The sequence below is a fragment of the Baaleninema sp. genome (assembly GCF_049974805.1).
Taxonomy (GTDB): Bacteria; Cyanobacteriota; Cyanobacteriia; order Cyanobacteriales; family Geitlerinemataceae; genus Baaleninema.
The window spans coordinates 12,162-37,004 of sequence record NZ_JBNGCO010000040.1; the positions used below are offsets into that span (position 1 = coordinate 12,162).

Annotated in this window: 25 protein-coding genes; 14 read left to right on the forward strand and 11 right to left on the reverse strand. The window is 51.4% G+C overall.

What is annotated here, in order from left to right; all coding sequences use genetic code 11:
* Positions 1 to 26 precede the first annotated feature (26 nt).
* From ACP5D4_RS09935 to ACP5D4_RS09950, 4 genes are all read left to right on the forward strand, one after another.
* The gene (locus ACP5D4_RS09935; protein ID WP_428011466.1) at positions 27 to 1,268 is read left to right on the forward strand and encodes a hypothetical protein; all 1,242 of its coding nucleotides are present in this window, start codon (positions 27 to 29) and stop codon (positions 1,266 to 1,268) included.
* 281 nt (positions 1,269 to 1,549) lie between these two features.
* Positions 1,550 to 2,473, forward strand: coding sequence for a pentapeptide repeat-containing protein (locus tag ACP5D4_RS09940; protein ID WP_428011467.1), 924 nt, complete (start codon positions 1,550 to 1,552; stop codon positions 2,471 to 2,473).
* A 150-nt stretch (positions 2,474 to 2,623) separates the two neighbouring features.
* A complete protein-coding gene (locus ACP5D4_RS09945; protein ID WP_428011468.1) occupies positions 2,624 to 3,949 on the forward strand; it encodes an RNA-guided endonuclease InsQ/TnpB family protein in 1,326 nt (441 codons plus the stop codon).
* Between the two features lie 83 nt (positions 3,950 to 4,032).
* Positions 4,033 to 4,911 carry a 4-hydroxybenzoate solanesyltransferase gene (locus ACP5D4_RS09950; protein WP_428011469.1) on the forward strand — a complete coding sequence of 293 codons (879 nt, stop codon included), beginning with the start codon at positions 4,033 to 4,035 and terminating at the stop codon, positions 4,909 to 4,911.
* 121 nt (positions 4,912 to 5,032) lie between these two features.
* On the opposite strand, the gene ACP5D4_RS09955 is transcribed toward ACP5D4_RS09950, so the two are convergent.
* Positions 5,033 to 6,289: a glycoside hydrolase gene (locus ACP5D4_RS09955; protein ID WP_428011470.1), complete on the reverse strand. Its 1,257-nt coding sequence runs from the start codon at positions 6,287 to 6,289 to the stop codon at positions 5,033 to 5,035.
* Positions 6,290 to 7,012: 723 nt separating this feature from the next.
* Between ACP5D4_RS09955 and ACP5D4_RS09960 the strand changes: the two genes are divergently transcribed.
* The 9 genes from ACP5D4_RS09960 to ACP5D4_RS10000 all read left to right on the forward strand — a co-directional run bounded on the left by ACP5D4_RS09960 (position 7,013) and on the right by ACP5D4_RS10000 (position 16,193).
* Positions 7,013 to 8,044, forward strand: a complete 1,032-nt coding sequence (locus ACP5D4_RS09960; RefSeq protein ID WP_428011471.1) for a CHAD domain-containing protein — start codon at positions 7,013 to 7,015, stop codon at positions 8,042 to 8,044.
* A 134-nt stretch (positions 8,045 to 8,178) separates the two neighbouring features.
* Entirely contained in the window at positions 8,179 to 8,619 is a 441-nt protein-coding gene (locus ACP5D4_RS09965; protein ID WP_428011472.1) for a DUF2809 domain-containing protein, read from the forward strand.
* Positions 8,620 to 8,658: 39 nt separating this feature from the next.
* Positions 8,659 to 10,026 (forward strand): UDP-N-acetylmuramoyl-tripeptide--D-alanyl-D-alanine ligase, encoded by a 1,368-nt coding sequence (locus ACP5D4_RS09970; RefSeq protein ID WP_428011473.1) that lies wholly within the window; start codon positions 8,659 to 8,661, stop codon positions 10,024 to 10,026.
* 226 nt (positions 10,027 to 10,252) lie between these two features.
* Positions 10,253 to 10,756: a GNAT family N-acetyltransferase gene (locus ACP5D4_RS09975; protein WP_428011474.1), complete on the forward strand. Its 504-nt coding sequence runs from the start codon at positions 10,253 to 10,255 to the stop codon at positions 10,754 to 10,756.
* 770 nt (positions 10,757 to 11,526) lie between these two features.
* Entirely contained in the window at positions 11,527 to 11,769 is a 243-nt protein-coding gene (locus tag ACP5D4_RS09980; RefSeq protein WP_428011475.1) for a ferredoxin-thioredoxin reductase variable chain, read from the forward strand.
* 26 nt (positions 11,770 to 11,795) lie between these two features.
* Positions 11,796 to 12,794, forward strand: a complete 999-nt coding sequence (locus ACP5D4_RS09985; protein WP_428011476.1) for an alpha/beta hydrolase family protein — start codon at positions 11,796 to 11,798, stop codon at positions 12,792 to 12,794.
* Positions 12,795 to 12,978: 184 nt separating this feature from the next.
* Entirely contained in the window at positions 12,979 to 14,313 is a 1,335-nt protein-coding gene (locus ACP5D4_RS09990) for an APC family permease (RefSeq protein WP_428011477.1), read from the forward strand.
* A 58-nt stretch (positions 14,314 to 14,371) separates the two neighbouring features.
* On the forward strand, positions 14,372 to 15,688 hold the full coding sequence (locus ACP5D4_RS09995; RefSeq protein WP_428011478.1) for a hypothetical protein: 1,317 nt from the start codon (positions 14,372 to 14,374) through the stop codon (positions 15,686 to 15,688).
* Between the two features lie 37 nt (positions 15,689 to 15,725).
* Positions 15,726 to 16,193: a phosphate-starvation-inducible PsiE family protein gene (locus tag ACP5D4_RS10000; RefSeq protein ID WP_428011479.1), complete on the forward strand. Its 468-nt coding sequence runs from the start codon at positions 15,726 to 15,728 to the stop codon at positions 16,191 to 16,193.
* Positions 16,194 to 16,304: 111 nt separating this feature from the next.
* On the opposite strand, the gene lptB is transcribed toward ACP5D4_RS10000, so the two are convergent.
* The 6 genes from lptB to ACP5D4_RS10030 all read right to left on the reverse strand — a co-directional run bounded on the left by lptB (position 16,305) and on the right by ACP5D4_RS10030 (position 20,977).
* On the reverse strand, positions 16,305 to 17,033 hold the full coding sequence (lptB, locus tag ACP5D4_RS10005) for an LPS export ABC transporter ATP-binding protein (protein ID WP_428011480.1): 729 nt from the start codon (positions 17,031 to 17,033) through the stop codon (positions 16,305 to 16,307).
* 151 nt (positions 17,034 to 17,184) lie between these two features.
* Positions 17,185 to 17,637 carry an LptA/OstA family protein gene (locus ACP5D4_RS10010; RefSeq protein WP_428011481.1) on the reverse strand — a complete coding sequence of 151 codons (453 nt, stop codon included), beginning with the start codon at positions 17,635 to 17,637 and terminating at the stop codon, positions 17,185 to 17,187.
* 173 nt (positions 17,638 to 17,810) lie between these two features.
* Positions 17,811 to 18,227, reverse strand: coding sequence for a DUF309 domain-containing protein (locus ACP5D4_RS10015; RefSeq protein WP_428011482.1), 417 nt, complete (start codon positions 18,225 to 18,227; stop codon positions 17,811 to 17,813).
* 70 nt (positions 18,228 to 18,297) lie between these two features.
* Positions 18,298 to 18,705, reverse strand: a complete 408-nt coding sequence (locus ACP5D4_RS10020; protein ID WP_428011483.1) for a hypothetical protein — start codon at positions 18,703 to 18,705, stop codon at positions 18,298 to 18,300.
* Positions 18,706 to 19,641: 936 nt separating this feature from the next.
* Entirely contained in the window at positions 19,642 to 19,767 is a 126-nt protein-coding gene (locus ACP5D4_RS10025) for a hypothetical protein (protein ID WP_428011484.1), read from the reverse strand.
* 151 nt (positions 19,768 to 19,918) lie between these two features.
* Positions 19,919 to 20,977 carry a D-alanine--D-alanine ligase family protein gene (locus ACP5D4_RS10030; RefSeq protein WP_428011485.1) on the reverse strand — a complete coding sequence of 353 codons (1,059 nt, stop codon included), beginning with the start codon at positions 20,975 to 20,977 and terminating at the stop codon, positions 19,919 to 19,921.
* 107 nt (positions 20,978 to 21,084) lie between these two features.
* Between ACP5D4_RS10030 and ACP5D4_RS10035 the strand changes: the two genes are divergently transcribed.
* Positions 21,085 to 22,329, forward strand: a complete 1,245-nt coding sequence (locus ACP5D4_RS10035) for a bifunctional folylpolyglutamate synthase/dihydrofolate synthase (protein WP_428011486.1) — start codon at positions 21,085 to 21,087, stop codon at positions 22,327 to 22,329.
* Between the two features lie 343 nt (positions 22,330 to 22,672).
* Here the strand turns inward: ACP5D4_RS10035 and ACP5D4_RS10040 are convergent, their stop codons facing one another.
* The 4 genes from ACP5D4_RS10040 to ACP5D4_RS10055 form a co-directional block, all read right to left on the reverse strand.
* Positions 22,673 to 23,227: an HMA2 domain-containing protein gene (locus ACP5D4_RS10040; protein WP_428011487.1), complete on the reverse strand. Its 555-nt coding sequence runs from the start codon at positions 23,225 to 23,227 to the stop codon at positions 22,673 to 22,675.
* A 226-nt stretch (positions 23,228 to 23,453) separates the two neighbouring features.
* Entirely contained in the window at positions 23,454 to 23,735 is a 282-nt protein-coding gene (locus ACP5D4_RS10045; RefSeq protein WP_428011488.1) for a DUF5132 domain-containing protein, read from the reverse strand.
* 204 nt (positions 23,736 to 23,939) lie between these two features.
* Positions 23,940 to 24,251, reverse strand: coding sequence for a DUF5132 domain-containing protein (locus ACP5D4_RS10050; RefSeq protein WP_428011489.1), 312 nt, complete (start codon positions 24,249 to 24,251; stop codon positions 23,940 to 23,942).
* Between the two features lie 66 nt (positions 24,252 to 24,317).
* Positions 24,318 to 24,843: HAD-IC family P-type ATPase (locus ACP5D4_RS10055; protein ID WP_428011490.1), on the reverse strand; the 526-nt coding region annotated here is incomplete at its 5' end.

Here is a 24,843-nt window from a genome sequence, read left to right on the forward strand (position 1 = left end):
TTTCTAGCGACATCCGGTTTTTCACCATGTTTGATGCTGATGATATTACAGGTACTAAAATTCAAGGACCTCAAGATTTGTTCGATATTCGAGGAACGCTGTTACAAAAAACAAATCCGTTACGAACGAAAATTTTAATTTTTTCGACGATTTACCGTCAGTTTGATTTTAGCGATCGCGACTGGCTGACCCTTAAAACTCAAGATCTCGATAGTTTACTGCGTCATTTGTGCGATGCCTGTCCGACTTTATCGAAACTACAAGAACGACTGGCAAACGCGGCATATCAACTCGGAACAGTTGAAGAATATCAACCCTCTGTAGATGTTTTGATTCGGGTTTTATCGTCTTTTTATGAATCGCCTGAAGATTTGAAATTTCACGAAAAAACTTCACCTTCTGGCGCTCGAGGGTCCGTAGAAGACCTTGTAGAAGACGCTGTAGAAGACCCTGTAGAAGACCCTGTAGAAGACCCTGTAGAAGACCCTGTAGAAGACCCTGTAGAAACAAACCGATCGCTAGAAGAAGACTCGTCCATCGAGGACGAGGAAGAATCCGATGCAGAACAATCCTGTGTCTTGTGGGACGATTCGTCGCCTCAAATTCCTAGCAGTTGGGAAGACGCCGAACCCGAACCCGAAAGCGATCGCTCCTACTGGCGCGACTTTTCCCCCGCTCCTTCTCCCCGTTTAGCGGATAGGCTATTACAAGACCTCGCCACGAGCGATCGCGTGCGGGAACTGGTACGCCACCAATCCCGCCATCTCACGGATACCATCGCCCAAGGAATCGCCGATTTAGAAGGTCAACTCGAGGGCGAATGCGCCTCCCTCGACACCGAAGAACAGGTTCACATCAAACACGACGCCGTTAGATACCTTCTCGACGACTTGCGGACGAACCTCGATCGCATGAGACGCATTCTCGACCGACAAGTCTCCATGCACTTGTTACAAATCACGCCCTCTCCGACGACCGATCGCGATCGAACGTTCAAAGATAAAGCCCGTCAAGGTTCTCCGGAAGCGATCGCCGAATGGCTCGATCGAGACTTAAAACATCAAGTGATTACGGTTTTAGCGACTCAAAAAGATCGCTGTTTGCATATTGTTTTAGAATTATCCCATACTAGCGATCCGGCGGAGTTATCAGCGACCGTGCGACAAAATATCCTAGAATTAAATTTGAAGACGATCGATCGCGTGAAAATTCACGGACGCAAGCCTGGTAAAAACGCTGTTGAATGGACGAGAATTATCGATATTTAACGAAAAAAACATGAATTGATTTAAAGAGTTTGTAATGTTTTTAAATCCTGAAATTTTGCGTTTTTGTGATGTTTTAATTTGTCTTAAAATCCATTTCAAAAAAACATCTCAAAAAAACACCTCAAAAACTATCGGCTTGCAAGAGTCATATGTTATGCAATACTCTTTTTTTGTGATTGCATATATCGAACCCAGAACTCGAGCCATAAAACACGAGAAGAAATCAGCATTTCGGGATAAATAAGTTTTAAATATTCACCAAATATTACCCCTTTAACACAATGGACGCCCGTGAAATAGTAGACAGTTATAACACCGGAAAAACCGACTTTAAAAGCATCAATTTATGCAACATCAAACTCATTGGCGCAGAGTTGATGGGGATTGCCTTAAGCGGGGCGAACTTACAAAGTTCTAACTTTACCTTTGCCTATCTCAGTCGTGGAAAATTCGACGGTGCCAACCTCACCCAAAGCAAACTCGCCGGGGCCAACCTCAAACAAGCCGATCTGCGTAACGCTCATCTCAGAGACGCAGACCTTCACGGGGCGATTTTACAACGGGCGGACTTGCGACGCGCCGATCTCAGCCTCGCCGTCCTCGTCGATGCCAACTTGTGCGGGGCGGACTTGCGAAACGCTAACCTCAGCGGTGCCGACTTGCGCGGGGCTTGTTTGCGGGGGGCGAACCTCCGTTACGAACGCCGAATGTACGATCCCGTCAACTTGCGCGGTGCTAACCTCCGTTACGCGGATTTGCGCGACATCGATCTCAGTTACGCCGACTTGACGCGGGCGGATTTGCTGGGGGCGAACCTCACCCGCACGAACCTGCGGGGTGTCAAACTCACGCAAGCCCGCTTGAAATGGGCTAATCTCAGTTCGGCGGTCATGATTAACGTGGAATTAAGCGAAGCGGACTTGCGAGGGGCGGATTTGTCCGATGCGACCGTTTCTAGCGCCCGTCTCTCGAAAGTCCGACTCCAGAAAGCGAAGCTGTTTCGGACGAATTTAGCGCGAACCGATTTGAGTCGTTCGGATTTACGGGGGGCGGATTTGCGGGAAGCGACTTTATTGGAAGCCAACCTCGTCAAAGCCAATCTCACCGATGCGCGGCTCGATCGCGCCAACCTTTTCGACGCCGATTTGAGTTTGGCCAAAACCCAAGGGGCGAACTTCACCGGAGCAATCCGCAACGACGAGTAAACGACGAATCGCCGAGATTTCCCATCGAGGCCAGGTTCTCAAATCTGTTATCGAAAATTTTGGGTCCTTTACCCCGTCCTTCTAGGACGGCTTTTGACAATCGTGTTTTTTTGTGCCAAGATTGTTCGCACAAGTGCGAGCTAAACGACAATGCTTGTTCTCGAGTTCAAAATCAAAGGGAAGCCCCACCAATACGCTGCGATTGACGAGGCGATCCGAACCGCACAGTTCGTTCGCAACAAGGCACTGCGCTATTGGATGGATACTCCTGGGGTCAACAAATATGACCTCAATAAATACTGTCGGGTACTCGCCCGAGAGTACGATTTTGCCCGAGAACTCAACAGTACGGCTCGTCAAGCTTCTGCTGAACGTGCTTGGTCGGCAATCGCTCGATTCTTCGAGAACTGTCGCAAGTCTGTTCCCGGCAAAAAGCGGTGCGACCCCGCGCCGTCGCACGGCGCCAGGGAACGCGCACCAAGAGAAGGATATCCCAAGTTTAAGAAAAACAGTCGTTCCGTCGAGTACAAAACTTCCGGTTGGAAGTTACTCGATCCCAAGCATATTGTCTTTACCGACAAGAAAGGGATCGGACGACTCAAGTTAATTGGAACTTGGGATTTGGCTTTTTACGATAGTGAAAAAATCAAACGGGTTCGGCTGGTTCGCAGAGCCGATGGCTATTACGCTCAGTTCTGCGTCAGTGTCGAGGTTCGAGAAACACTCGAGCCGTCAGGAAATACCGTGGGTTTAGATGTCGGACTCAAGGAGTTCTACACCGACTCAAACGGACAGACTGAACCGAATCCGAGGTTTTACCGAAACGCCGAGAAAAAGCTGAAACGCGCTCACCGAAGGGTGAGCAAAAAACAGAAAGGCTCTGCCAACCGAAAAAAAGCCGTCAATCGACTCGGACGAGTACACCTCAAAATAAGTCGGCAACGTGAAGAACACGCCAAGAGACTGGCGCGTTGCATCCCCCCTTCGCCCCCCTTTCAAAGGGGGGTTGGGGGGGATTTGGTGGCCTACGAAGATTTGAGGATTAAGAATCTGGTGAGAAACCACTATCCCCCCTTCGCCCCCCTTTCAAAGGGGGGTTGGGGGGATGATGCGGGTTGGTATCAGTTCAGGAAGTGGTTAGAGCATTTTGGGGTGAAGTTTGGCAAGATTACCGTGGCGGTGAATCCTGCCTATACCTCTCAAAAATGCTCGAGTTGCGGCACGGTGGTCAAGAAAAGTCTCTCAACTCGAACTCACGTTTGTCAGTGTGGGTGCGAGTTGGATAGAGACCACAACGCAGCCATCAACATCCTGAACGCTGCCTTGAGTACGGTAGGGCATACCGGAACTTGGGTCGATGACCCAAACGCTTCTGGAGATTTGACCGCTACTTTGGCTGGTGCAAACCTGTCAGAGCAAGTCGGATCGTTGAAGGAAGAATCCCCACGCCGTGATAGCTGGGGAGTGTCAATTTAAGGAGAAATTGAGTCGAGAAAATACCGAGATCTCGACAAAATTTCCTTCTCCGATTGGCGACGTTCTCTGTTCGACTTTCAGCGATGCTGACACAACCGCAATCCGAATCCACCTGGAAAACTGTTCTGCGTCTGTTGCGCTGGGACAAACCCGCCGGACGCCTGATTTTGATGGTTCCCGCACTCTGGGCGGTGGTTTTGGCGGCGCGAGGAACGCCCCCACTTCCCCTCATCGGCGTTATCGTCTTGGGAACCCTAGCCACCAGCGGCGCCGGATGCGTCGTCAACGACCTCTGGGATCGCGATATCGATCCCCAAGTCGAACGCACGAAAAACCGCCCCCTCGCCTCTCGCGCCCTGTCGGTGAAAACGGGGATTGCGGTGGGTTTGGTGGCGTTACTCTGCGCGGCGGGGTTGGCGTGGTATCTCAATCCGTTTACGTTCGCGCTGTGCGTGGCCGCCGTTCCGGTGATTTTGCTGTACCCGGCGGCGAAACGGGTGTTTCCGGTGCCGCAGTTGGTGTTGTCGATCGCTTGGGGCTTCGCGGTGTTGATTAGTTGGAGTGCGGTGACGGGAAATTTGCAACCGGCGACGTGGTGGTTGTGGGGGGCGACTGTGTTGTGGACCCTGGGCTTCGATACGATTTATGCGATGTCCGATCGCGAGGACGATCGCCAGATTGGTATTAATTCTAGCGCCCTGTTTTTCGGGGATACCGTGGTGGGGGCGATCGCTGTCTTTTTCGCCGGAACGGTGGCTTGTTTGGCTGCTGTCGGCGTCGCGATGGGTTTGGGATGGAGTTTCTGGGTGGCGTTAGCGGCGGCGTTTGGCGGGTGGACTTGGCAGGTGTGGCGGTTGCGACACGACGATTTACCCCGTCCGGCTTATGGGGAACTCTTCGGACAGAACGTCTGGATTGGGTTTTTATTGTTGTTGGGGATGACGTTAGGCTGTTGGGTTTAGCGGTGGGGGGCGATCGATCTGGGTATATCTCAAAAATGTAAATTTATCAGATTTGATTCTCTGCAATGAATTGAGCTGTTGTTGGGTAGAGCCATCGCTCCACCCAACCACCCAACCTACCTCAAACTACCTCGAACTGTTTCACACGCCCTCGCAATTTCCCCAAAAACAGATCGGCTTGGTTAAACCAAAATTCGGCGTTCCAATACACGAAACAACTGGTTTCGCACACCAACAACAATCGCCGAATTTCTTCAAATTCCGACTCGCGAAACTCGGCGGGATTTAACGCCGCCACCTCTCGACTGAGTTCGTCGATTTCTCGTAAAATTCCCTGACGTCGATCGCCCTCGTTCCAGCTTTGATGTCCGCCAATCCACGATCCCCCCGTGGCTTTCAACCGAACTCGCGTGGGGGTCTCGGGGAGGTATTTGGCAATATATTCGCTGGCGGTCGCCATTTCGATATCGGGAAGTTCGGACATCTGATGCACTAGCGGAACGAAGGTATTTCGGAAATACTCGAACATCATCACGTTGCCGTTTTCCCCGTCAGAGGTGGGAACGATTAACGGCGGTGTGGAAATGCCTTTTTCGGAAAAAACGCGCGATCGATAGCGAATGTCGTTCAAACAGCCATCGGCGTTATGGCCGCTTTGTTGGCGAATTCCCATTTCGGTATCGCGAACCACGCACAGCATCCGTTCGGTTTCCCCGTCGGCGGTAATTTCTAACTCGTGAACTTGGTTTTCCAATTCCGGCGTCGTCCAATCTTCAGGCATTTCTAAGGCGGAAGTGGGGAGAATCAGCCACTCGTAACCGCAGCGTTTTAACAATCGCACTAATTTTATTGCCTGTTGCGGTTCGCCGGTCATCCCCATTTCGGGAAGCCAAAAGCCTTTGACGCGACGCAAGGCCGCTTCGCCGAACAAGTCTTGAAATACCTGTTGCCAGGTTTCGATTTGGGCTTGCCAATCTCTTTCGGGGGTGGCGGGAAAGTAACAATGACTGTAGGCACTTCCGGCAAATTCGATCGCCTCGGGATAGTTCTCTAATACGTGACGCCACAGGGCGATGAGGTCGCCAATCGGTTCGCCATCAACCTGTAGGTTGGCGAAGGTTCCGTTTTCGGACAAATGCGCCAGTTCTTCTAATAAAACGCCGGAATAGTCTACTATCATCCGAGGGTGTTTTCCGGCTTGGCTGAGTTGTTGGGCGTATCGGGCGGGATTTTTATAGGCTTGGGCGAACCATTGGGCGTTCCAGCCTTCTTCGGAGTTGCGATCGCCGCTTAGCATTTTTTCTAAATTCCCTGTTTGACGGTTGTTGTGCCAAATGGGGGGTTGGTGCATGTGCAGCCAGGGAACGAAGCAAGTCATAGAGCGTTTGATTTTAGAAGTTTTGCTGGGCGATCGCTTCGCAATTGAAGCGCAATGGGTTTAACGTACCACTGTTTTGAGCCAATCTCTTTAAATCTCCAGGTTCTTTTAATAAATTTAAATTAATGCTGTTCCATCAGATATTCCATCAGATCCCCGGCATCTCAAAAATGCCGGGGATATACCTATGACCGATCGGTCAAAATATAAATTCAAACCTTAAGAATCGAAAAATATCTAATATCTGAAATTTCTTAAAATACTAAAAGTTGGGGAACGAAGTTTTTTACCATGATAAAAAAACCGGTCTTCGTAAATTATGGTGTAATTTGTAAATTAAGGTGTAATTTTTAAGTTTTAATACAAAGCTTCGCCCCATCCCCCCAACCCCCCTTAGTAAGGGGGGCGAAGGGGGGATATAAAATCTGCTTATCGCCTCAAACTCCGAAGACCCAAAAAAACTCTGTTGTAACTTAACGCTGTCAAGCGATCGAGCCTCGCCGTCAAGTCAACTTTCTCTGCAATACGCATAGCAATACCCATGGCAATACGCAACAAGCCAGACGGCCATCGACCGGCCACACCACGAACCTCACACAAGGTTAACAAAGCGTTAAGAAATCCGCCAAAGGAGACTGAGATCTGTCAAAATCGAACTGTTGAGTATTGGGTGCCACCTCTCCACCACACCCGATTGAGATTTGATGGAGGTGATAGTAATAGATGACCGCGAAACCGCCGAACCTACAACAACCTCTGGGCGATCGCGCCTACGATGCGGTCAAAAAGCACGTCAAACGCACGCTCAAATACGAATCTGACGTTCTCGACGATCGCGATCCCGAAGCTTTACACCAAATGCGGGTGGGGATGCGACGGTTGCGATCGGATTTGACGGGCTTCGAGGCAGCCATCGAACTGCCGAAAGCCGCCCAGAACAAGGCGATCGGCAAAATTTCTCGGACGCTGGGGAAACTGCGCGATATCGACGTGATGCAGGAAGCCTTGGTCGATCGATACCAACCCAATTTACCGAAGAAAGAGCGATCGAAAATCGAACCGGCGATCGCAGCCCTCGCCAAAGAGCGCAAAGCCGCCTTAGCCGAAGTCCGCGAACTCCTCAAGGGTAAAAAATACAAAAAATTCAAGAAAGCCGTCACGAAATGGCTCGATCGACCCCAATATCGCGTCTATTCTCAAATGGCGGTCGGCGACGTTCTCCCCGATATTTTACTCCCCAGTATCAGCCGTCTTCTCCTCGAACCGGGATGGTGGGTTGGCTTCTCGAAAACTCCCGACAACGGCCATCGTCCGGCGTTTACCAGTGAAGAAGTCGAAGCGATTATCGCCAAACAAGGCTACATTTTGCACGAACTTCGCAAACAAGCGAAGCGAGTGCGCTACTTGATGAATTCCTTCGCCGACCTTTACAGCCCCACTTATCAAGCTTATTTAGCAGATATGAAGGAGCTTCAGGAAGTACTGGGCAACATTCAAGATAGCTGCGTGATGGGGGAATTTCTCAGCAAGGTTTTCCAGTGCGATTTGAAACAGGAAACGCCGAAATTTGCCAAACTCCTCGAAGACACTCGTTACGAAGCTTGGCAACGGTGGCAAGTCTTGCAAGCCCGTTATCTCAACCCCCAAATTCGGCAGAATTTCCACCGGGAGATTTTGCGAGGTCTCGAACCCGTTTCGATCGCGTCGGACGGAGTGGAAGCTCACGAGAAATCTCCAGTGTTAATTGAGAATTGAAACGATCGTTCGCGGAGTAGTTAGGAGACTCGAACTTTCAATCGATCGCCTCCCGGCGACGAAAATACCTCTACGGAAATCGCCAATTTGGTTTTGAATGGAGAGGGGAAATCGCCAGTGAGATCGTCGCCGATATGAGATTCCGTACCGCCCGCAACCGCAGACTGAACAACTACCGCAAAGCCTTGGCTGTGGCTTTAGTCGTTTCTGTTCCTTTGGGACTGTGGACGAAAGCCCATCAGGGACTCTGGCAAGCTTGGGTCAACGGATTTGCCGGGGCGATCGTGTACGAGATGTTTTTCATATTTTTAATTTCCTTCTTTTTCCCGGAATTGGCAGCCTGGTCGATCGCGGCGGCGGTGTTCGTCGCCACCTGCGCCTTAGAGTTTTTGCAACTGTGGAATCCGCCGTTACTGGCTGCGGTACGGGAGATGGTTATCGGTAAACTATTTTTAGGGAGTACCTTCGCCTGGTGGGACTTTCCCCACTATCTCCTCGGTGGTCTCCTCGGCGGGTCGATCGTCTTGGCCCTCCAAGCTAAAATCTTGACGCCGAAATATTTCGATCGCCTGTAGAAGTCGATCTCCCATCACCTCATCATCTCCCCGGTCACCATGCACATCGCACTCTGTCAAATCGCCGACGTTCTTTCCGCCCAGTCTAGCGGCATCACAGACGCCCAGTTCGAGACGCCCTGCACGGGCATTTCCACCGATAGCCGCAGTGTCAAACCGGGTAATTTGTTCGTGGCTTTGCAAGGGGAAACCTTCGACGGTCACGATTTCGTCTGGAAAGCCATCGAACTGGGGGCGATCGCAGTGGTGGTTCACCGTCGCAATCCCGATCCCACTTTGCCTCAACTGGTGGTTCCCAACACCCTCACGGCCTATCAAACCTTAGGCCGCTGGTGGCGAGACGTGCATCCGATTCCCGTGGTGGCGGTGACGGGTTCGGTGGGGAAAACCACAACCAAGGAATTAATTGCGGCGGTGTTGGGAACGCGGGGAAAAGTGCTGAAAACCCAAGCCAATTACAATAACGAAATCGGCGTTCCGAAAACCCTGTTGCAACTGACGCCCCACCACCATTACGCCGTCATTGAAATGGCGATGCGGGGGCGCGGACAAATTGCGGAACTGACGCACATCGCCCGTCCCACGATTGGCGTGATTACGAACGTGGGAACGGCGCACATTGGCTTACTGGGGTCGCGGGAAGCCATCGCCAACGCCAAATGCGAACTGTTGGCGGAAATGCCCCCGGACGGGGTGGCGATTCTCAACCACGATAATGGGTTGTTGATGGAAACCGCTGCGAGGGTGTGGTCGGGGAAAACGGTGACGTTTGGTTTAGACGGGGGCGATTTACACGGCGCCCTGGTGGATATGGATACCTTGGAATTGGAGGGCGATCGCTATCGGCTACCGCTTCCGGGTCGTCACAACGCCTCGAATCTGCTGGCGGCGTTGGCGGTGGCGCAAGTGTTGGATATCGATGTCTCGTCGTTGCGCGAGGGGTTGAGGGTGGAGTTACCGGGAGGACGAGCGAAACAGTACGATCTTCGAGAGGATATCGCGATTCTCGATGAAAGTTATAACGCCGGGTTGGAGTCGATGTTGGCGTCGTTGGAGATGTTGGCGCAGACGCCGGGACGCCGTCGGATTGCGGTGTTGGGGACGATGCGGGAGTTGGGCGATCGATCCTTGGAGTTCCATCGCGAGGTGGGAGAACGGGTCAAAGCCTTGGGGTTAGACGCCCTGTTCGTGTTGGCGGAAGCCCCCGAAGCCGAGGCGATGGTGGCTGGGGCGCGAGGGATTCCCTTCGTGGATTGGGAGAATTTGGACTCGAAGCAGGTGCGGGAACGGTTGGCGAAACGGTTGCGGGAGTTCGTGAAACCGGGCGATCGCATTTTGTTTAAGGCGTCTCGTTCGGTTCTGCTCGATCGAGTCGTTGCCTTGTTGAAACAAGACTTAGAATCGTAGCTTGGGGCTGCGCCGCAGATTTAAATTGACAAATTACACCCTAATCTCCGAAAACTCGATTTTTGTTGTTTATTTTTGTATTAAAAATATTTTTGAAAAAGTGAATTTTTCTCCGCGATCGACAAATCTAACCAAAATATCTTACCTTCCTTTATCTTTAGATCGTCACGACTTAAAAACAGTCGCCGAATTAGTTTTTGAATCTGCTCCGTCGCTTTTTAAACTCATGTTTGGCAGAGGGTCGATCGACCGCTTAAGCCAGTTAATTTCGAGAGCCAACAACCGTTTCAGCCATCGATATATCACAGTAGCAGAATCTCAACACAAAATTGTAGGAATAGTGTTGTTGATTCCGACGAATCGACTTCAGGAGAATGCAGACGAACGAGAAGTTTTTTCCTGGCAACAACAGCTCTGGCTGAAATTGATACGAGGTGGGATATTGAGATATCTTTTAAAACACGACTTTCCGGCGGATTCTCTTTATATTGGAAATTTGGCGGTTTCTCCAGCCTATCGAAATCGTGGAATCGGACGTCAGTTGCTTTTAGGCTGTATGGCGGAAGCGGAAAGAACGGGAAAATCGCTGTTTATTAGCGTCGATGTGAAGAATTGGAGAGCGCAGAAACTCTACGAATCTTTGGGGTTTCAGGTGGTAGACGTCAAGGCGATTCGTGGGTTGGGTTTGACCGTTGGCTCTCGGGTTTTACAGCTTCGTGATGGGAGTTGAGTCAATGGGAAGGCGGGAAAACCACCCCATCAATTAACGAAAGGCTTGGGCGATCGATCGGATTACGCCGAAAAATTGGTGTTGCTCGAGGCTCAAAAACATGCGATCGCCATTAACAGTGAAAACTACAATTCCAGGCAAAACGTAATTAGATTAGACCTAAAATCGACGTTTGAATCGAACTGAAATCCCGATAGAAATTGCTAAAAAATTGAGTTCAATCGAGATAATTTATCCAGCAGTTTAACATTACCGAGCAACCTCATACGCAACATCGAAGGGGTTATTCAAATCGAGCAAACCAAGAGCGATCGAACACTCAACCAAACCGTCGAAATCGCCAGTGTGGGACTCGCCAGCGGTGCGATCGCCGTCCCGGTTGCCACCACTCACCCCAACCCCCGGCAAAACTCAAAAAAATTGTCAAATTTCCGGCATTTTACTGGAGTGCAACCATTGTTTTAAGCGTCAGTTTGAGCTTCAGTATCATATGGTTTCTCTTAGCAAAAAATCACGAAAATTTTACGTCAGCAAAGCCCTCTAAACCTCGGCTTTTTCAAGAGAACGCAGCCGAGATGCGAAATGCGATCGAACAAAAATTACCGAATTTCAGCCAGATTTTCCCGCTGCATCGCGCCCCCGACCAATTCCCCGACTCCCCCTCTCCCCGGCTCTCCCAATTCTGTGGGAAGATAGAAACGTTGTGATACCCGGTCGGTTAGCCGCAGGGGCTACCGTACCTCGTTGTATCTGAAAGAGAATACCGAAACATGACAACGATCGAAGTAGGCGCTCGCGTTCGCGTAAAAGAGTCCATCGTCGTCTATCACCATCCCGAACACCGAAACGAGGCGTTTGACGTGAAAGGCGAGGAAGGAGAAGTTCTCGAAATCCTCACCGATTGGAACGGTCGCCCGGTCAGCGCGAACTTACCCGTTAACGTGCTGTTTCGCGTGGGTAAAAAGAAATTTAGAGCGCATTTCCGCCCTGAAGAACTCGACATCGTATCCTGATGTCCCGTCAGTTCGACAGAGGGTAGATGGAGAACTCACTCTGGCGACGGTTAGCGGTGTTATTCGTAGGAGGGGCGACGGTTTCGGCGGTCGGCTTGGCGGGGCCCGACGCCACAGCCCGGCGATCGCACCTCGAGTTGGCGCGATCGCGCTCCCCTTCTCGCGCCGCCGCTGCGTCCGAGATGTCTCCTCTGTACAACTCCATGACTCGCTATAGCACCTCGACGATTCGAGGCGACTCGATCGATCTCTACTATCCCGCCCAGGTCAAACAACCGCTTCCTGTAGCCTTATTATTACAAGGACTCAACGTCGATAAAGCCCATTACAGCCAATTCGCCGAACAGGTAGGACGGTACGGCTTTATCGTAGCCGTTCCCAACCACACCGTTTCCGTGCGCGGTCGAGACGAACTCTTCGCACAAGTCGGACAAGTCACCGACGTTCTCGAGTCGATGCGACGGGAAACCCAAACCCCCAAATCGCCTCTCTACAAAAAAATCGACCCGGAAACCCTGGTGCTTCTCGGCCATTCCCACGGCGGAATGATGGGACTCGACGCCATTCGCGGCGCTTGCGACGTCCCCTTTTGCATCGGCGATTATACAATTCCCAAAGAACTGAAAGCCGCCGCCTTTTACGGGACTTTTCTCTGGGAAGACGGAGAATATCTCAGCATCGACAATTCCCGCGTTCCCACCCTGCTGGTGGCGGGAAGTCGAGACAGTTTGATTACCCCCGAAGAAATCCAACAAACCTACGGGCAGATTAAGTATCCCCCAAAAATGTACGTGCAGGTCGAGGGCGCCAACCACTACGGTATTACCGATCGCGACAATCCTTCCGGTTCTCCCCCCGAACCCCGCTCTCCGACACTACCGCAAGAGCAAGCCATCGAAACCATCGCCCGTTGGAGTGCCGCATTTTTAAGAGCTTACGCCCTCGAGGATAAAACCGCTCTCGATTATCTCTATCGCATCGGACCCAAAACCGACACCATCGTTGAAGTGGTCGCCGAACCCTGAGCGATCGCCGCTGCGGTTCGACAAAGGCGATCGCTCGAGGGTAGACTGTAAGCCGATCGAATCAATTCCCAGGCAAGGTTCGATCGGTGCGTCTCGACCCATTCAATTCGACCGTTTCAGCAGTTTCAACCCTGTCAACGGATATTCCAAACCCCCTAAATTCAACTCCATAAAACCTATTGATATGAGTGAAGATTCTCAGGGCAACACTCGCACCATCAGCCTGTTTACCGCCAGTTGCCTCGTCGTGGCCAACACCATCGGAACCGGCGTCTTTACCAGCTTGGGATTTCAAGTTGCCGATATTCAGACCGGATTCGCACTCCTGTTACTCTGGGTTATCGGCGGCATCTTCGCCCTCTCCGGCGCCCTATCTTACGGCGAACTCAGCGCCCTCATGCCGAGATCCGGCGGAGAATATCACTTTCTCTCGAAAATTTACCATCCCGCCGTCGGCTTTCTCTCGGGCTGGATTTCCGTCACCGTCGGCTTCGCCGCCCCCATCGCCTTAGCTGCAATGGCACTCGGCGACTACTTGTCGAGGGTATTTCCCATCTTTTCACCGATGGGGGTGGCCTTGTTCGTCACCATCGCCATTTCCATTCTCTATTCCCAACAAAACACCATCGGCAGCTACTTTCAAAACAGCATGACGGTGTTAAAAGTCGCCCTCATCGTCCTGTTAATCCTCTGCGGGGTGGTCTTAGCCACCCCTCAAGACCTGAGTTTTCTACCCTCGGCGGACGACTTCAACGCCATTACCAGCGCCCCTTTCGCCGTCTCTCTGGTCTTCGTCACCTACTCCTATTCCGGTTGGAACGCCGCCGTTTACCTAGCCAGCGAAGTCAAATCGCCCCAACGCAACGTCCCTCGGGCCTTGCTGTTCGGTACCAGCGTCGTCATGGTCTTGTACGTCGCCCTCAACTTCGTCTTTCTCTACAGTACGCCCATTGAAGAGATGGCGGGACAGGTGGAAGTGGGATACATCGCCGCTACCTCCATTTTCGGGGAACAGGGGGCGAAATTGATGGGGTTGTTGATTTCCTTCGGGTTAGTCTCCTCCATTAGTGCCATGACCTGGGCCGGACCCCGCGTCACCCAAGCCATCGGCGAGGATTTCGCCATTTTTCGAGGCTTGGCGAAAAAGAACCGTCACGGTATCCCCCATTTTGCCCTGTGGCTGCAACTGGCGATCGCCATCGCCCTCATTATCACCTCCACCTTTGAAGCGGTGTTGACCTATTTAGGCTTTACCCTCACCCTCTCCTCGTTACTGACGGTGTTGGGGGTGTTCGTCCTGCGGGTGAAACAACCGGAGGCGCCTCGACCTTACAAAATCTGGGGATATCCCCTGACGCCCGCTGTATTTGTGGGCATCAGCCTGTGGATTGTCGTTTTTGTCTTGACGAGTAAACCCATCGAATCCTTGGCAGGGTTGGGCACCATCGCCCTCGGCTTACCCCTGTATTTTTGGGCGGCGAAACACCAACTCGCCTCGTCCCGTTCCAACTCTCAATAACCGAGTCTCGTTACCTTTTTCTCTTGTTGTTCTATCCATAACCTGTTGTCAAAAAAAGATGATGAACCGGAGTCAATTGCTGTCCGTTCTGTTTGCCAGTACCTTATGTGTCGGAGGACTTCAGGGCTGTTCGACCCCCGACACCGAGTCTTCCACTGAAACCTCTACGGACACCGCCTCGGTCGAAGCGTCGTCGGACGCTGCCACGTCGCCGTCGGACAGGGAAGACACAGCCACGGAAACCGCCACAGACACCCCGCCTGAATCTTCGTCAGAGACCGAACAAGCGACAGAGACCGAAACCACGGCTGAGGAAGACCCGTTAGCAGCGTTCGATGAAAAACAGGTTCGCCTTCTCACCGATACGGCGAAGTTTTTAGCCGGAATCCCCGTCGAGAAAGATAGTCCCCTGGCGGCGCAACAGGACACCGCTGCTTGGAACGACCACGCCGCCTATCTAGAATCGGCATGGCAACAAATGGAGGCGCAACAACTCTCGAAAGCGCGATCGTGGGCGCAAACGGAGTTACAATCCCTCAACGCCGGAACGCCGAACCTGTTTTATCCCTTCAGCGGCCCCGATTTTCTCTACGCTTATACCTTTTTTCCCGAGGCGACGGATTACGTTCTCGTCGGACTCGAACCTGTCGGTGATATGCCTTCCTTTGAAAATCTCTCGCCGGGTCAGGTTCAGCAACGACTCAACGACGCCAATCAGTCGTTATACGCCATTTTGCAATATAGCTTTTTCCGCACGAACGCGATGGCGCAGGATTTAGACCAACAGGGGGTTTTGCCGATTCTGCTGTTGTTTATGGGGCGGACGAACCAGCGGATTTTGGAGATTCAACATATCGGGTTGGACGAGTCGGCGAACCTGCAACCTGTGGAAGCGGGAGGCGCCGAGGCACAGGGTTGGATTGACGGGGTAAGGATTACTTTTGTGCCGGAAGGGGAAACGGTGCCGAAACGGTTGTATTATTTTTCTACGGATTTATCGAACGACGGCTTGGCACAGACGCCGGAGTTTTTGAAGTTTGTGGGTGAGTTCGATCGACCCGTCACCTATTTGAAAGCGGCGTCCTATTTGATGCACAACGATTATTTTTCGGAAATCCGCAATACGATTTTATCGAGCAGCCAAGCGGTGTTACAGGACGATTCGGGAATTCCGCTGCGCTTTTTCAATGCGTCGGATTGGAACCGTCAGTTTTATGGCAGTTATTTGCGTCCCATCGATTTGTTCGCCCAACGCTATCAGCCGGATTTGAGGGAAGTTTACGCCACCGATACGACGGTGCGCCCCTTGAATTTCGGGATTGGGTATAAGTATTATCAAGATGCGAATTTGATGCTGGCGATTCCTCAGGAATAAGCGGTGAGAATCGGGTGCTGTGATGGGGTGAGGAGGAATGTCTCAACGCAATCGATCGAACGGGTTAATACGCTGGATTCGTCACGTGCTGAGCGACGATGGCTTTGTGGATGGCGTCGAAAAGGTTCAAGTCATCGTGGCGAAAGTCCTTTCGATCGCCATGCTTATCGTCATTTTCGAGGCAGTTTGGGATTTGACTTTGACGATTTCGGCGAGTTTTTTGAATAGCGATTTCGCCTACTTTAAAAAGACCTTGTTCGAGATTTTCGGACTGTTTTTAAACGTCTTAATCACTTTAGAAATCCTCGAAAACATCACAGCATACCTGAGAAAGCACGTTTTTCAAGTTGAGTTGGTGATTGCAACTTCGCTGATTGCGGTAGCGCGAAAAATCATTATTCTCGATTTAGAAAAAACTTCGGGTTTAGATATTATCGGTTTGGCGAGTGCGGTTTTCGCTCTATCAATTAGTTATTGGTGGATGCGTTGTGTGGCTCGAAAGTGATAGTTTGAAAGGGAAATTGTAGACAGTGAAATTGTAGAAAAATTATAGAAAATTATAGAAAATTATAGAAAATTGTAGGTTGGGTGAAGCGCCAGCGAAACCCAACAATCATTACCATTGGAAGCGATCGCCGAGATAGTATTGGCGCACGAGGGGGTTATCGTAGAGTTCGCGGGGGCTTCCGGAGGCGAGGATTTCCCCTTCTCGCATAATGTAGGCGCGATCGGTGATTTCGAGGGTTTCGCGGACGTTGTGATCGGTGATGAGAATACCGATATTGCGATCGCGCAGTCGGGCGATAAGCTGTTGAATGTCGGCGACGGCGATGGGATCGATTCCGGCGAAGGGTTCGTCCAGCAACAGAAACAGCGGTTCGCCGTATCCAGTAGAGAGCGATCGCGCGATTTCGGTGCGTCGCCGTTCCCCTCCAGACACCTGAATTCCCAGCGTCGAAGCTACTTTTTCGAGATGAAATTCCGACAGAAGCGCATCGAGGCGTTTTCCCCACTCTCGTCTCGGAACTCCTGTTTGTTCGAAGACGAGCAGCAGGTTATCGCGAACCGTCAGATGGCGAAAAATACTCGGTTCTTGAGCTAAGTAGCCGATTCCCATTTTCGCCCGTCGGTGCATGGGAAAATGGGTAATATCGCGATCGTCGAGCCAAACTCGTCCGCGATCGGGCTTGACTTGTCCAGTCACCATACAAAATGTCGTGGTTTTCCCCGCCCCGTTGGGCCCCAGCAACCCAACAACTTCGCCCTGGTTCACCGACAAATTAACTCGGCTCACGACAGGGCGTTTGTTATAGGATTTGTGAATATTGTCGAGGACGATTCTCATGCTGGAGGGAAGGAGAGCCAGGGAGAGGGGAAGCCAGGGAGCGGGGGAGAAACGGTCAACTGAAAACTGTCTTCACGGGGGACGGGTGACTGTGAAAAATATTGCTACTGTACCGGAAAACTGCCCTGGGAAACGCGAAGATTCTTGAAGTTTACTGGATAGGTGGGGCGTCTGGGGCGGAGGGGCGATCGGGTTTGGTGTTTTCCGGAATCAGGTAAATGGATTCGACTTGACGGTTGGGAAGGGGTTGCGCCACGAATACCCCTTCGTCAATCAGGTAGGTAACGACTTCTCCGCGAATGCTGTTTCCTTCTTGCAAGACGTAGACGTTTCCCGTCAATACGAGGCGGCGTTCGTTGCTGAAATACTGCGCTTGGTTGGAGGTGGCTTGGATGTCGCGGGAGGGATAGTTGATTTGGACGTTTCCTCGGGCGGTAACGATTCCCGTGCGGGCGTCGGCTTCCTGTACGTCGGCGCGAACGGTTAGGGGGGTGCTGCTTCCGGTGACTTGGGAGTTCGTCGGTGCGGCGATGGCGCCGCCGAGGGCGACGGGAAGGGATAGGGCGAATACCAAACGGAGTTTGGCGAGGGCGAGAGGTTTCATATCGGTAGCAAGAGGCTCGATTCGACAGCCAGGAAACGCGCGAGGCGTTGGGAGGGTGAGAAATACCGATATCGGTATTTCTTCGGTACTCCAATAGTATCAATTGTTTTGAGATGCTATGTCTGGGTTAGGACAGTTTGGGGAACTGACGGGAGATCGACGGCGCGATCGCGTTATTTAGGGTTTTGCACCGTCTCGATTTTGGGAAGCGGTAAGACGGGGGGTTCGGTGGCGTCGCCACTCAAGCCGTATTTGGCGGCGAATTCGGCGACGCGCTCTTCTCCGGCGTCTTGGAGGGTTTGCAGGCTGTTGATCGATCTCGAAAACAGCGTCTCGACATCGATGGTTTTGTATTCGGGGCGGTAGCGACGCAGGCGGTTCGTTCCTTCTCCGAGGAGAATCAGAGCGCCTTTCCAGTTATGGTTGCTTAGATGGTAGTATCCGACGGCAATTTGAAGAATTCCTTGAAAAAAGGTTTTGTCGGGATCGATCGATTCGAGCCATATGGCTTCGAGGGTATCGTGACAGGGGTAAAACTGGCCGGAATTGAATTCGTCGACGCCTTGCCAAAATGCTTCGGGAAATGTCATAGGTTAGGAGAGTTGCGAGGGGTTTATGTGAGGTCAACTTATGTCGGAAGTGTTGGGACTTGAGATTGATTTAACGCATCGGCTCGATCCAACGGCGTTGCAGTGCGAGATCGAGGAGGAGTCCGGCGATCGCGAAGAGTCCTAGGCTTTCGAGGGGATAAATGAGTAAGGAAGGATCGATCGCTTGCGGATCGATGGCGCTCTCGATTTGCGCCAAACCGCGCACGAAACCGAACGCGAAAACAACGCCGGATTTGAGGTGGGAGTTCTCGTCGCGACGCACGGCGTAACGGTAGGTAATCCCGAAAAGAACGCCGCTGAAGGCGACGATCGCCACCTGTAATAGGAGATCGATGCGATCGGATTGGGTGGCGTAAGCTAGGGGAAGGTGAGTTAGGGTTACGGCGATGGCGCTGAGAACGCCGGATTTGAGGGATTCGACGCGATCGCTGAGGGTATCGGAAATGGAAGGTTTCACGGCGTTTGAGGCAAACGTTAGGGCGATCGATACGATATCAGTTTCCGGTTCGATCGAACTAGCACTGAGGTCGCAACTTCTGCCAACGATACTTGTGGGTTAATTTAAATATTTATGTTTAGTTATTAATTTAAATTGGTTTGAAGAAATTACGGGATTTTGCTTAAATTCCTCAGTCGAAACGGCGATCGATCGTCGGTTCACGCACGATCTTAAGGCGTGAAATCCCCATGAATTCGAGACTTTAAAAATTTAATCTTTTTTTTTAACTTCTATTTTTTAAGACAAGAAACTTATTTCGAGTCATTTTAAGGTCAGATTAAAGCCATATAAAGCCATTTTTTGCCCAAAACAGCGATGCTTGCCCCAAACAAATCCTCTTGACAGGGCGAGTCGTCTTCGTTAATCTAGCTAGTAGAGATTTAAGTGTTTTTACGTAAGTACATATACTAGGTCGATCGCCCCAGAGCCAGCCAAGATAGGGATCTGTATTGCGATCGGGTCGCAGGCTGGGGGGTACACCGAAGCTTAACGAGCGGCGAATTGGTGTTGACATTGGGGCTTTGACAGTTGTAAGAGGAGATAGAAACAGAGTCATGAAGGGTAATTCTACATACAGAGGCTATTACACGGACTGGATTCAATTGACACTCTTGAGTCTGTTACTTTGTGGAGCAGTGGCTTCGCCGATACTAGAAGACACCGCCTGGTTCTCCGACCACTCCGCAGAGCGTCAGAGTCAAAGAGTCGGCGTCCGCTAAAGTTTTTCGCCAACGCGATGGGATAGGGGTTCGCTCTTCTCGGAAGTTTCTCGTTTCGATCGACAGATTTTGGGATAGAACAAACGGAGACGGTTCGCTTTCTTTGGCGAACCGTTTTTCTTCGAGGTTTTTCGGGGAAAACGCCCCAACCCTCCGTGTTTTCTATGTCTTTGTGCTATATGTCTTTGTGGTGAAGTGCCGACGAGACGGCGTTGGGGAGGGTTTTCACGTAGACGCGATCGCAGCGTGGCGTTTCCACTCCCGTCGCCGCTTGATAGCCAGATTTCTCGTACAATCGCACCGCGATCGATCTCCTGCGGTTCCCAGGGTAAACCGTATTCCGCCAACACCGTGGCGATAATCGTTGCAGCCCAATCGCGATCGCGCGGCGTCCAATCTCGAACCCGGAAATCTCAGTAAATTCTCATAAGCTTCCGTGAGTTCCCGAAGGTTCAGGACGTGCGATCGATCGCGAGTTCCACCAGTTGACGAACCAGTTGCGGAAACGAAATTCCCGTGGCGTTCCACAGTTGCGGATACATACTCGTGGCGGTGAAACCGGGGAGGGTGTTAATCTCGTTGAGGTAAATCTCTTCAGTATCTTCGGCGTAGAAGAAATCCACTCGCGCCAATCCCGCCGCGTCCACTGCGAGAAAGGCTTCAATGGCTAAATCGCGAATTCGACGAGACACCGTTTCCGGAAGCGGTGCGGGAATCAACAACTCGGCGCGTCCTTGAGTATATTTAGTTTCGTAATCGTAAAAGTCGCTGTCAAAGGTAATTTCGCCGACGACTGAGGCTTTCGGATTGTCGTTTCCGAGAACCGCGCATTCAACTTCTCTGGCGTTGGCGATACCCGCTTCGACGATGATGCGGCGATCGAAACTGGCGGCGCTGTCTAAGGCCGATTCTAACTCGTCGCGCGATCGCACCTTAGAAATCCCCACCGAAGATCCCAAATTGGCAGGTTTGACGAAACAGGGATAGTCCAGACTTTCTTCAAGATCGTCGCAGAGTTTAGGAAACACGCAGGGATTCGACCAAATTTCCGATCGCAGAATTTCGCGATAGCTAACTTGCGGTAAACCCGCCTGTGCGAAAGCCGATTTCATCGCCAACTTATCCATTCCCACCGCCGAACCGAGAACCCCCGAACCCACATAGGGAACACGCATCAGTTGTAACAATCCCTGAACCGTTCCGTCTTCCCCATTCGGTCCGTGGAGGATGGGAAACCAAACGTCAACCTGCGTCACTTGAGGGGGAAACTGCCACAATTGCGCGGTGTCGTCCCGTTCCTCACGCAGCGGTTGCGCCGAGTCTAGCACCGATCGAGCAATTTCAGGAGGATGCCAGCGTCCGTCTTTCCCGATATAAAACGGAAGTACGTCGTAGCGAGTGGCGTTGTCGTCGCTGGCGAAAGCGTTGGCGATCGATCGGGCAGAGGAAATCGAAACTTCATGTTCTCCCGAACGACCTCCGAACAGCAAACCCACTCGAGTTTTTGACATAGTTTCCTCACGATGGCGATGTTGTGAATACTATAACGGAAGACCATAGCCAAAAAGACTGAAGCCACGGGATACAATGCCCATTATCTGATTTTTCGTATGGTTTCATGCTCGATTCGTTACTGCAACAGTTCGCTCGCTTCGGCGTTCATCTCGGACTCGATCGCATTCGGGAACTTCTCACCGCCTTAGACAATCCCCATCAGCGGGTTCCCATCGTTCACGTGGCGGGAACCAACGGAAAAGGGTCAGTTTGCGCCTATCTCAGTTCCGTTCTCAGCGCCGCCGGATATCGAACCGGACGCTATACCTCGCCTCACCTTACCAGTTGGTGCGAACGCATCTGTATTGACGGAACGCCAATATCTGAATCCGATTTTATCGCCATCGTCGAACGAGTTGCAGCGGCGATCGATCCCGCCAAACCCACGCCGACGCAATTTGAAATCGTCACCGCCGCCGCCTTTCTCTATTTTGCCGAGTCAAACGTCGATATCGCCGTGTTGGAAGTAGGACTCGGCGGACGACTCGACGCCACCAACGTCTGCGATCGCCCCCTAGCTTGTGTTATTACCTCTATTAGTCGCGATCACTGGCAGCGGTTAGGATCGACTTTAGCCGAAATCGCCTTTGAAAAAGCGGGCATTCTCAAACGCGAACGTCCCGCGATTTTGGGAACTCTCCCCGACGACGCCGCCGCCGTGTTCGAACTCCGAATTGAGGAATTAAACTGTCCGGCGGTGTGGATTCAGCCAGCGACGCCCATCTCGGAAACCGAAGCCATTTACGACGGGTTGCGCTATCCGCTTCCCCTTCCGGGGGACGTTCAGTTACTCAATTCTGCCTTAGCGATCGCCACCATCAAGCAGTTAAGACCGCAAGGCTGGGAGATTTCCGACGCGGCGATTTGTCGGGGAATGCAACAGGCGCGTTGGCGAGGACGGTTGGAGTGGATAACCTGGCGAGAGCGTCGTATTTTGGTAGACGGCGCCCATAACGTAGCCTCGGCTGAGGTGTTGCGTCGCTATGTGGAAACCTTGGAAACCCCCGTAACCTGGGTGATGGGGATTCTTTCGACGAAAGACGCAGCAGGAATTTTGAAAACTTTGCTGCGATCGCGCGACAGCGTTCGTTTCGTTCCCGTTCCCAGCCACGGTTTCACGCCGCCGGAAGACTTGCGACGGATGGCGATCGATCTCGAACTGGACGTGACTTGTTCGATTCACGATGACGTAGAAACGGCGTTGGCGGCGGCTTGCGAGGACGAGGCGCGGCTTCCCGTGTTGTGCGGTTCGTTATATCTCATCGGCGACTTTTTCGCCTCCTCTTCCGTCGAACAGGCTTCGCTGTGAGTTCCCGTTCGTTTAAGCATTAGCTTCTCGGCGGGAAGCCCCGCGAAGATCCCCTTGGCGAAGATCCCCAGCATCTCCAAGATGCCGAGGATCTCGATTCCATTACCACGTTTCTTTACCACGCTTTTACAAAAATGTCAAGCCATCTCTGTCAATAATTGGCATAAAATCTGATGTTTTGCCTTAAAAATCGAAATGAAGGGAAAAAACCGGAGCGAATTTTTCCGGATTAATAGCTAGATATCGAGGCATTATGGGCGGAAAATATCGCAAAAGTTTATGAAGTCTTGCAACAGGGTTTAGCCTTTCGCGAATTCTGAGATGAGGAGAGGAAAAAAAATCTTCAATTGCCAGATTTTCCGAGAGTGTAGTGCAGTTTCAGGAAACTATCGAAAGCGTACCAAGCTAAAGCGTACCAGGGAATAACCTCTAACTGAACCCCTTCTACGATTAACTGTCGAACCGCCAAAGTTCCGAATCCCAGCGGAACCAGAAATCGTAAATCTACCGCGCCTTCCGTGAGTCGATCGATCTGACGGTTCGCCGAAGCAATTGCTTCCGTTAACTCCGTGGCGGCGTCCGATTTGTCAGATAACACAAAGCAGATGTTTAAGTCTTGCAAAATACGATACAGTCGATCGCTCGAAAGGCGATCGCAATCGTAATAAACCGTCACGCTGCCGTTATCGAGATTGACGCGAACGCGAGTGTTGGGGAGGTGCGATCGCAACGACGTTTTAAGCTGTTCTAGCATCGCCGGAACGCGATAGTCAGAAGCCAGCCGAAACCTCAATCTTCCTGGCGTATCGCTCATCAAACGAGCCGGAACATTTGCTGTTAAAACGAGTTTTTCGTTGCGTTCTGACCAGGCGCGAATATCATTTTCAGTCAACATCATTTCCCTAAGCCTTCCACACTTCAACCCGACAATTTTCAACCTTCAACCTTCAAAAATCGCCCCCAAACTCTGTGTCCTCTGTGTCTCTGTTGTGAAAAAACCTCATTTCAACAACAAATAGAAAGTGAGGAACGGGTTGAAAATTCCTCTCAAATACCCATCCCCCACTCGAGTATTGTGTCGTCAAGGGACGGCAGTTTAGACCTCATCTGTCAGACAGCCAGTCTTAGCTGCTTTCCGGTTGACTTTCCGCCGCATTGAGAACTTTTTGGGATTGACTTTCCGCCAGTTCTGCTCTAGCTTCAGCCACCATGTCTTCAAAAACTTCTCCCGTTTCAGCTAAGAAGCCTTTGCTTTTTTCATAAGCAACGATTCCGCCTTTGACAACGGCTTTAGCGAGAGGTTTGGTCGCTTTCACCGCAAAGGGTGCGAGGACGATTAAACCAATACCCGCTGCAATGCCAGGAAGTCCGACATTTTCCAACAAGTCTTCGGGATGCAATGTCATATGTTTTATCCTCCGAATTTGATAGAGACGATCGAAAAAATGTGAAAGGGAAGTGGTAAGATTAGACATAATAGGTATCCTCCTGACGCAACAACAAATCTAGAAAAAATCGAGAAAACCTCGAAAACCCAGGTGAAGGGCGATCGCGCAGAATTGGGAAACGGTAGAATTCTTAAAAATAGAATTTTTCAACCCTCCCTCTCCTTACTCTTCAACAGGAGTCGAGTGAATCGAGACCGTTTTCACCGAGTCGATGGCGTTATTTCCATAATTTTCCATTTCGGCGCGACTTTCTTTCACCATTTGACCGAAGGCTTCGCGAGCTTCAGAAAAGACCACTTTGCCTTTGTCGTAAACCACCAATCCACCTTTAATCGTCGCTTTGGCGAAAGGTTTTCCAACCTTGGCTAACGCCGACCCAAAAAACGGTGTGAGGACGAGAACACCGACGCCGAAAACCACACCGGGAAGACCGATGTCTTCCACAAAATCGTTAAGATCGAGGTCGAATTTCATGATTTTTCACCTCCTTTGTGATACAATGTATCTGTGTATTTATTATTTTTTGAAACCCCTCAAATATTAAACCTGAGTGTTTTTGGAAGCTTGAGAATACGCTGAGGGGACTGGCGCGATCGCCCGTTCCGGTAGCGGACAACCGCCAAGCGCCGGCCGCAAGCCGTTAACGCCCACCAGCGCACTGGAACCGTTGTTAATCAACGTGGCGGCGATGGGATGGAGTCCCACGGTGGTCGCCACAGCCAACCCCGCCAAATTCGACACCGTAACGACGCTAGTATTTTGGTCGATAATGCCTGTCGCGTGGCGGGCGATCGCGATCGCCTCCACCAACCCATGTAAATCGTTCTGCATCAACACCACATCAGCAGTTTCGCGGGCGATATCCGAACCGTCGCGGAACGAAACCGAAACATCCGCATAGGCTAACGCCGCCGAATCATTCAAGCCGTCCCCCACAAAGGCCACCGTTTTTCCTTCCCCGTGCAATCGCTGCACCACTTCCGCCTTATGTTCGGGAAAAGCTTCGGCGTGATTGACTACTCTCCGCGCTAAAGCGACGGAGATTCCCCGGAGGGATTTCAGCACT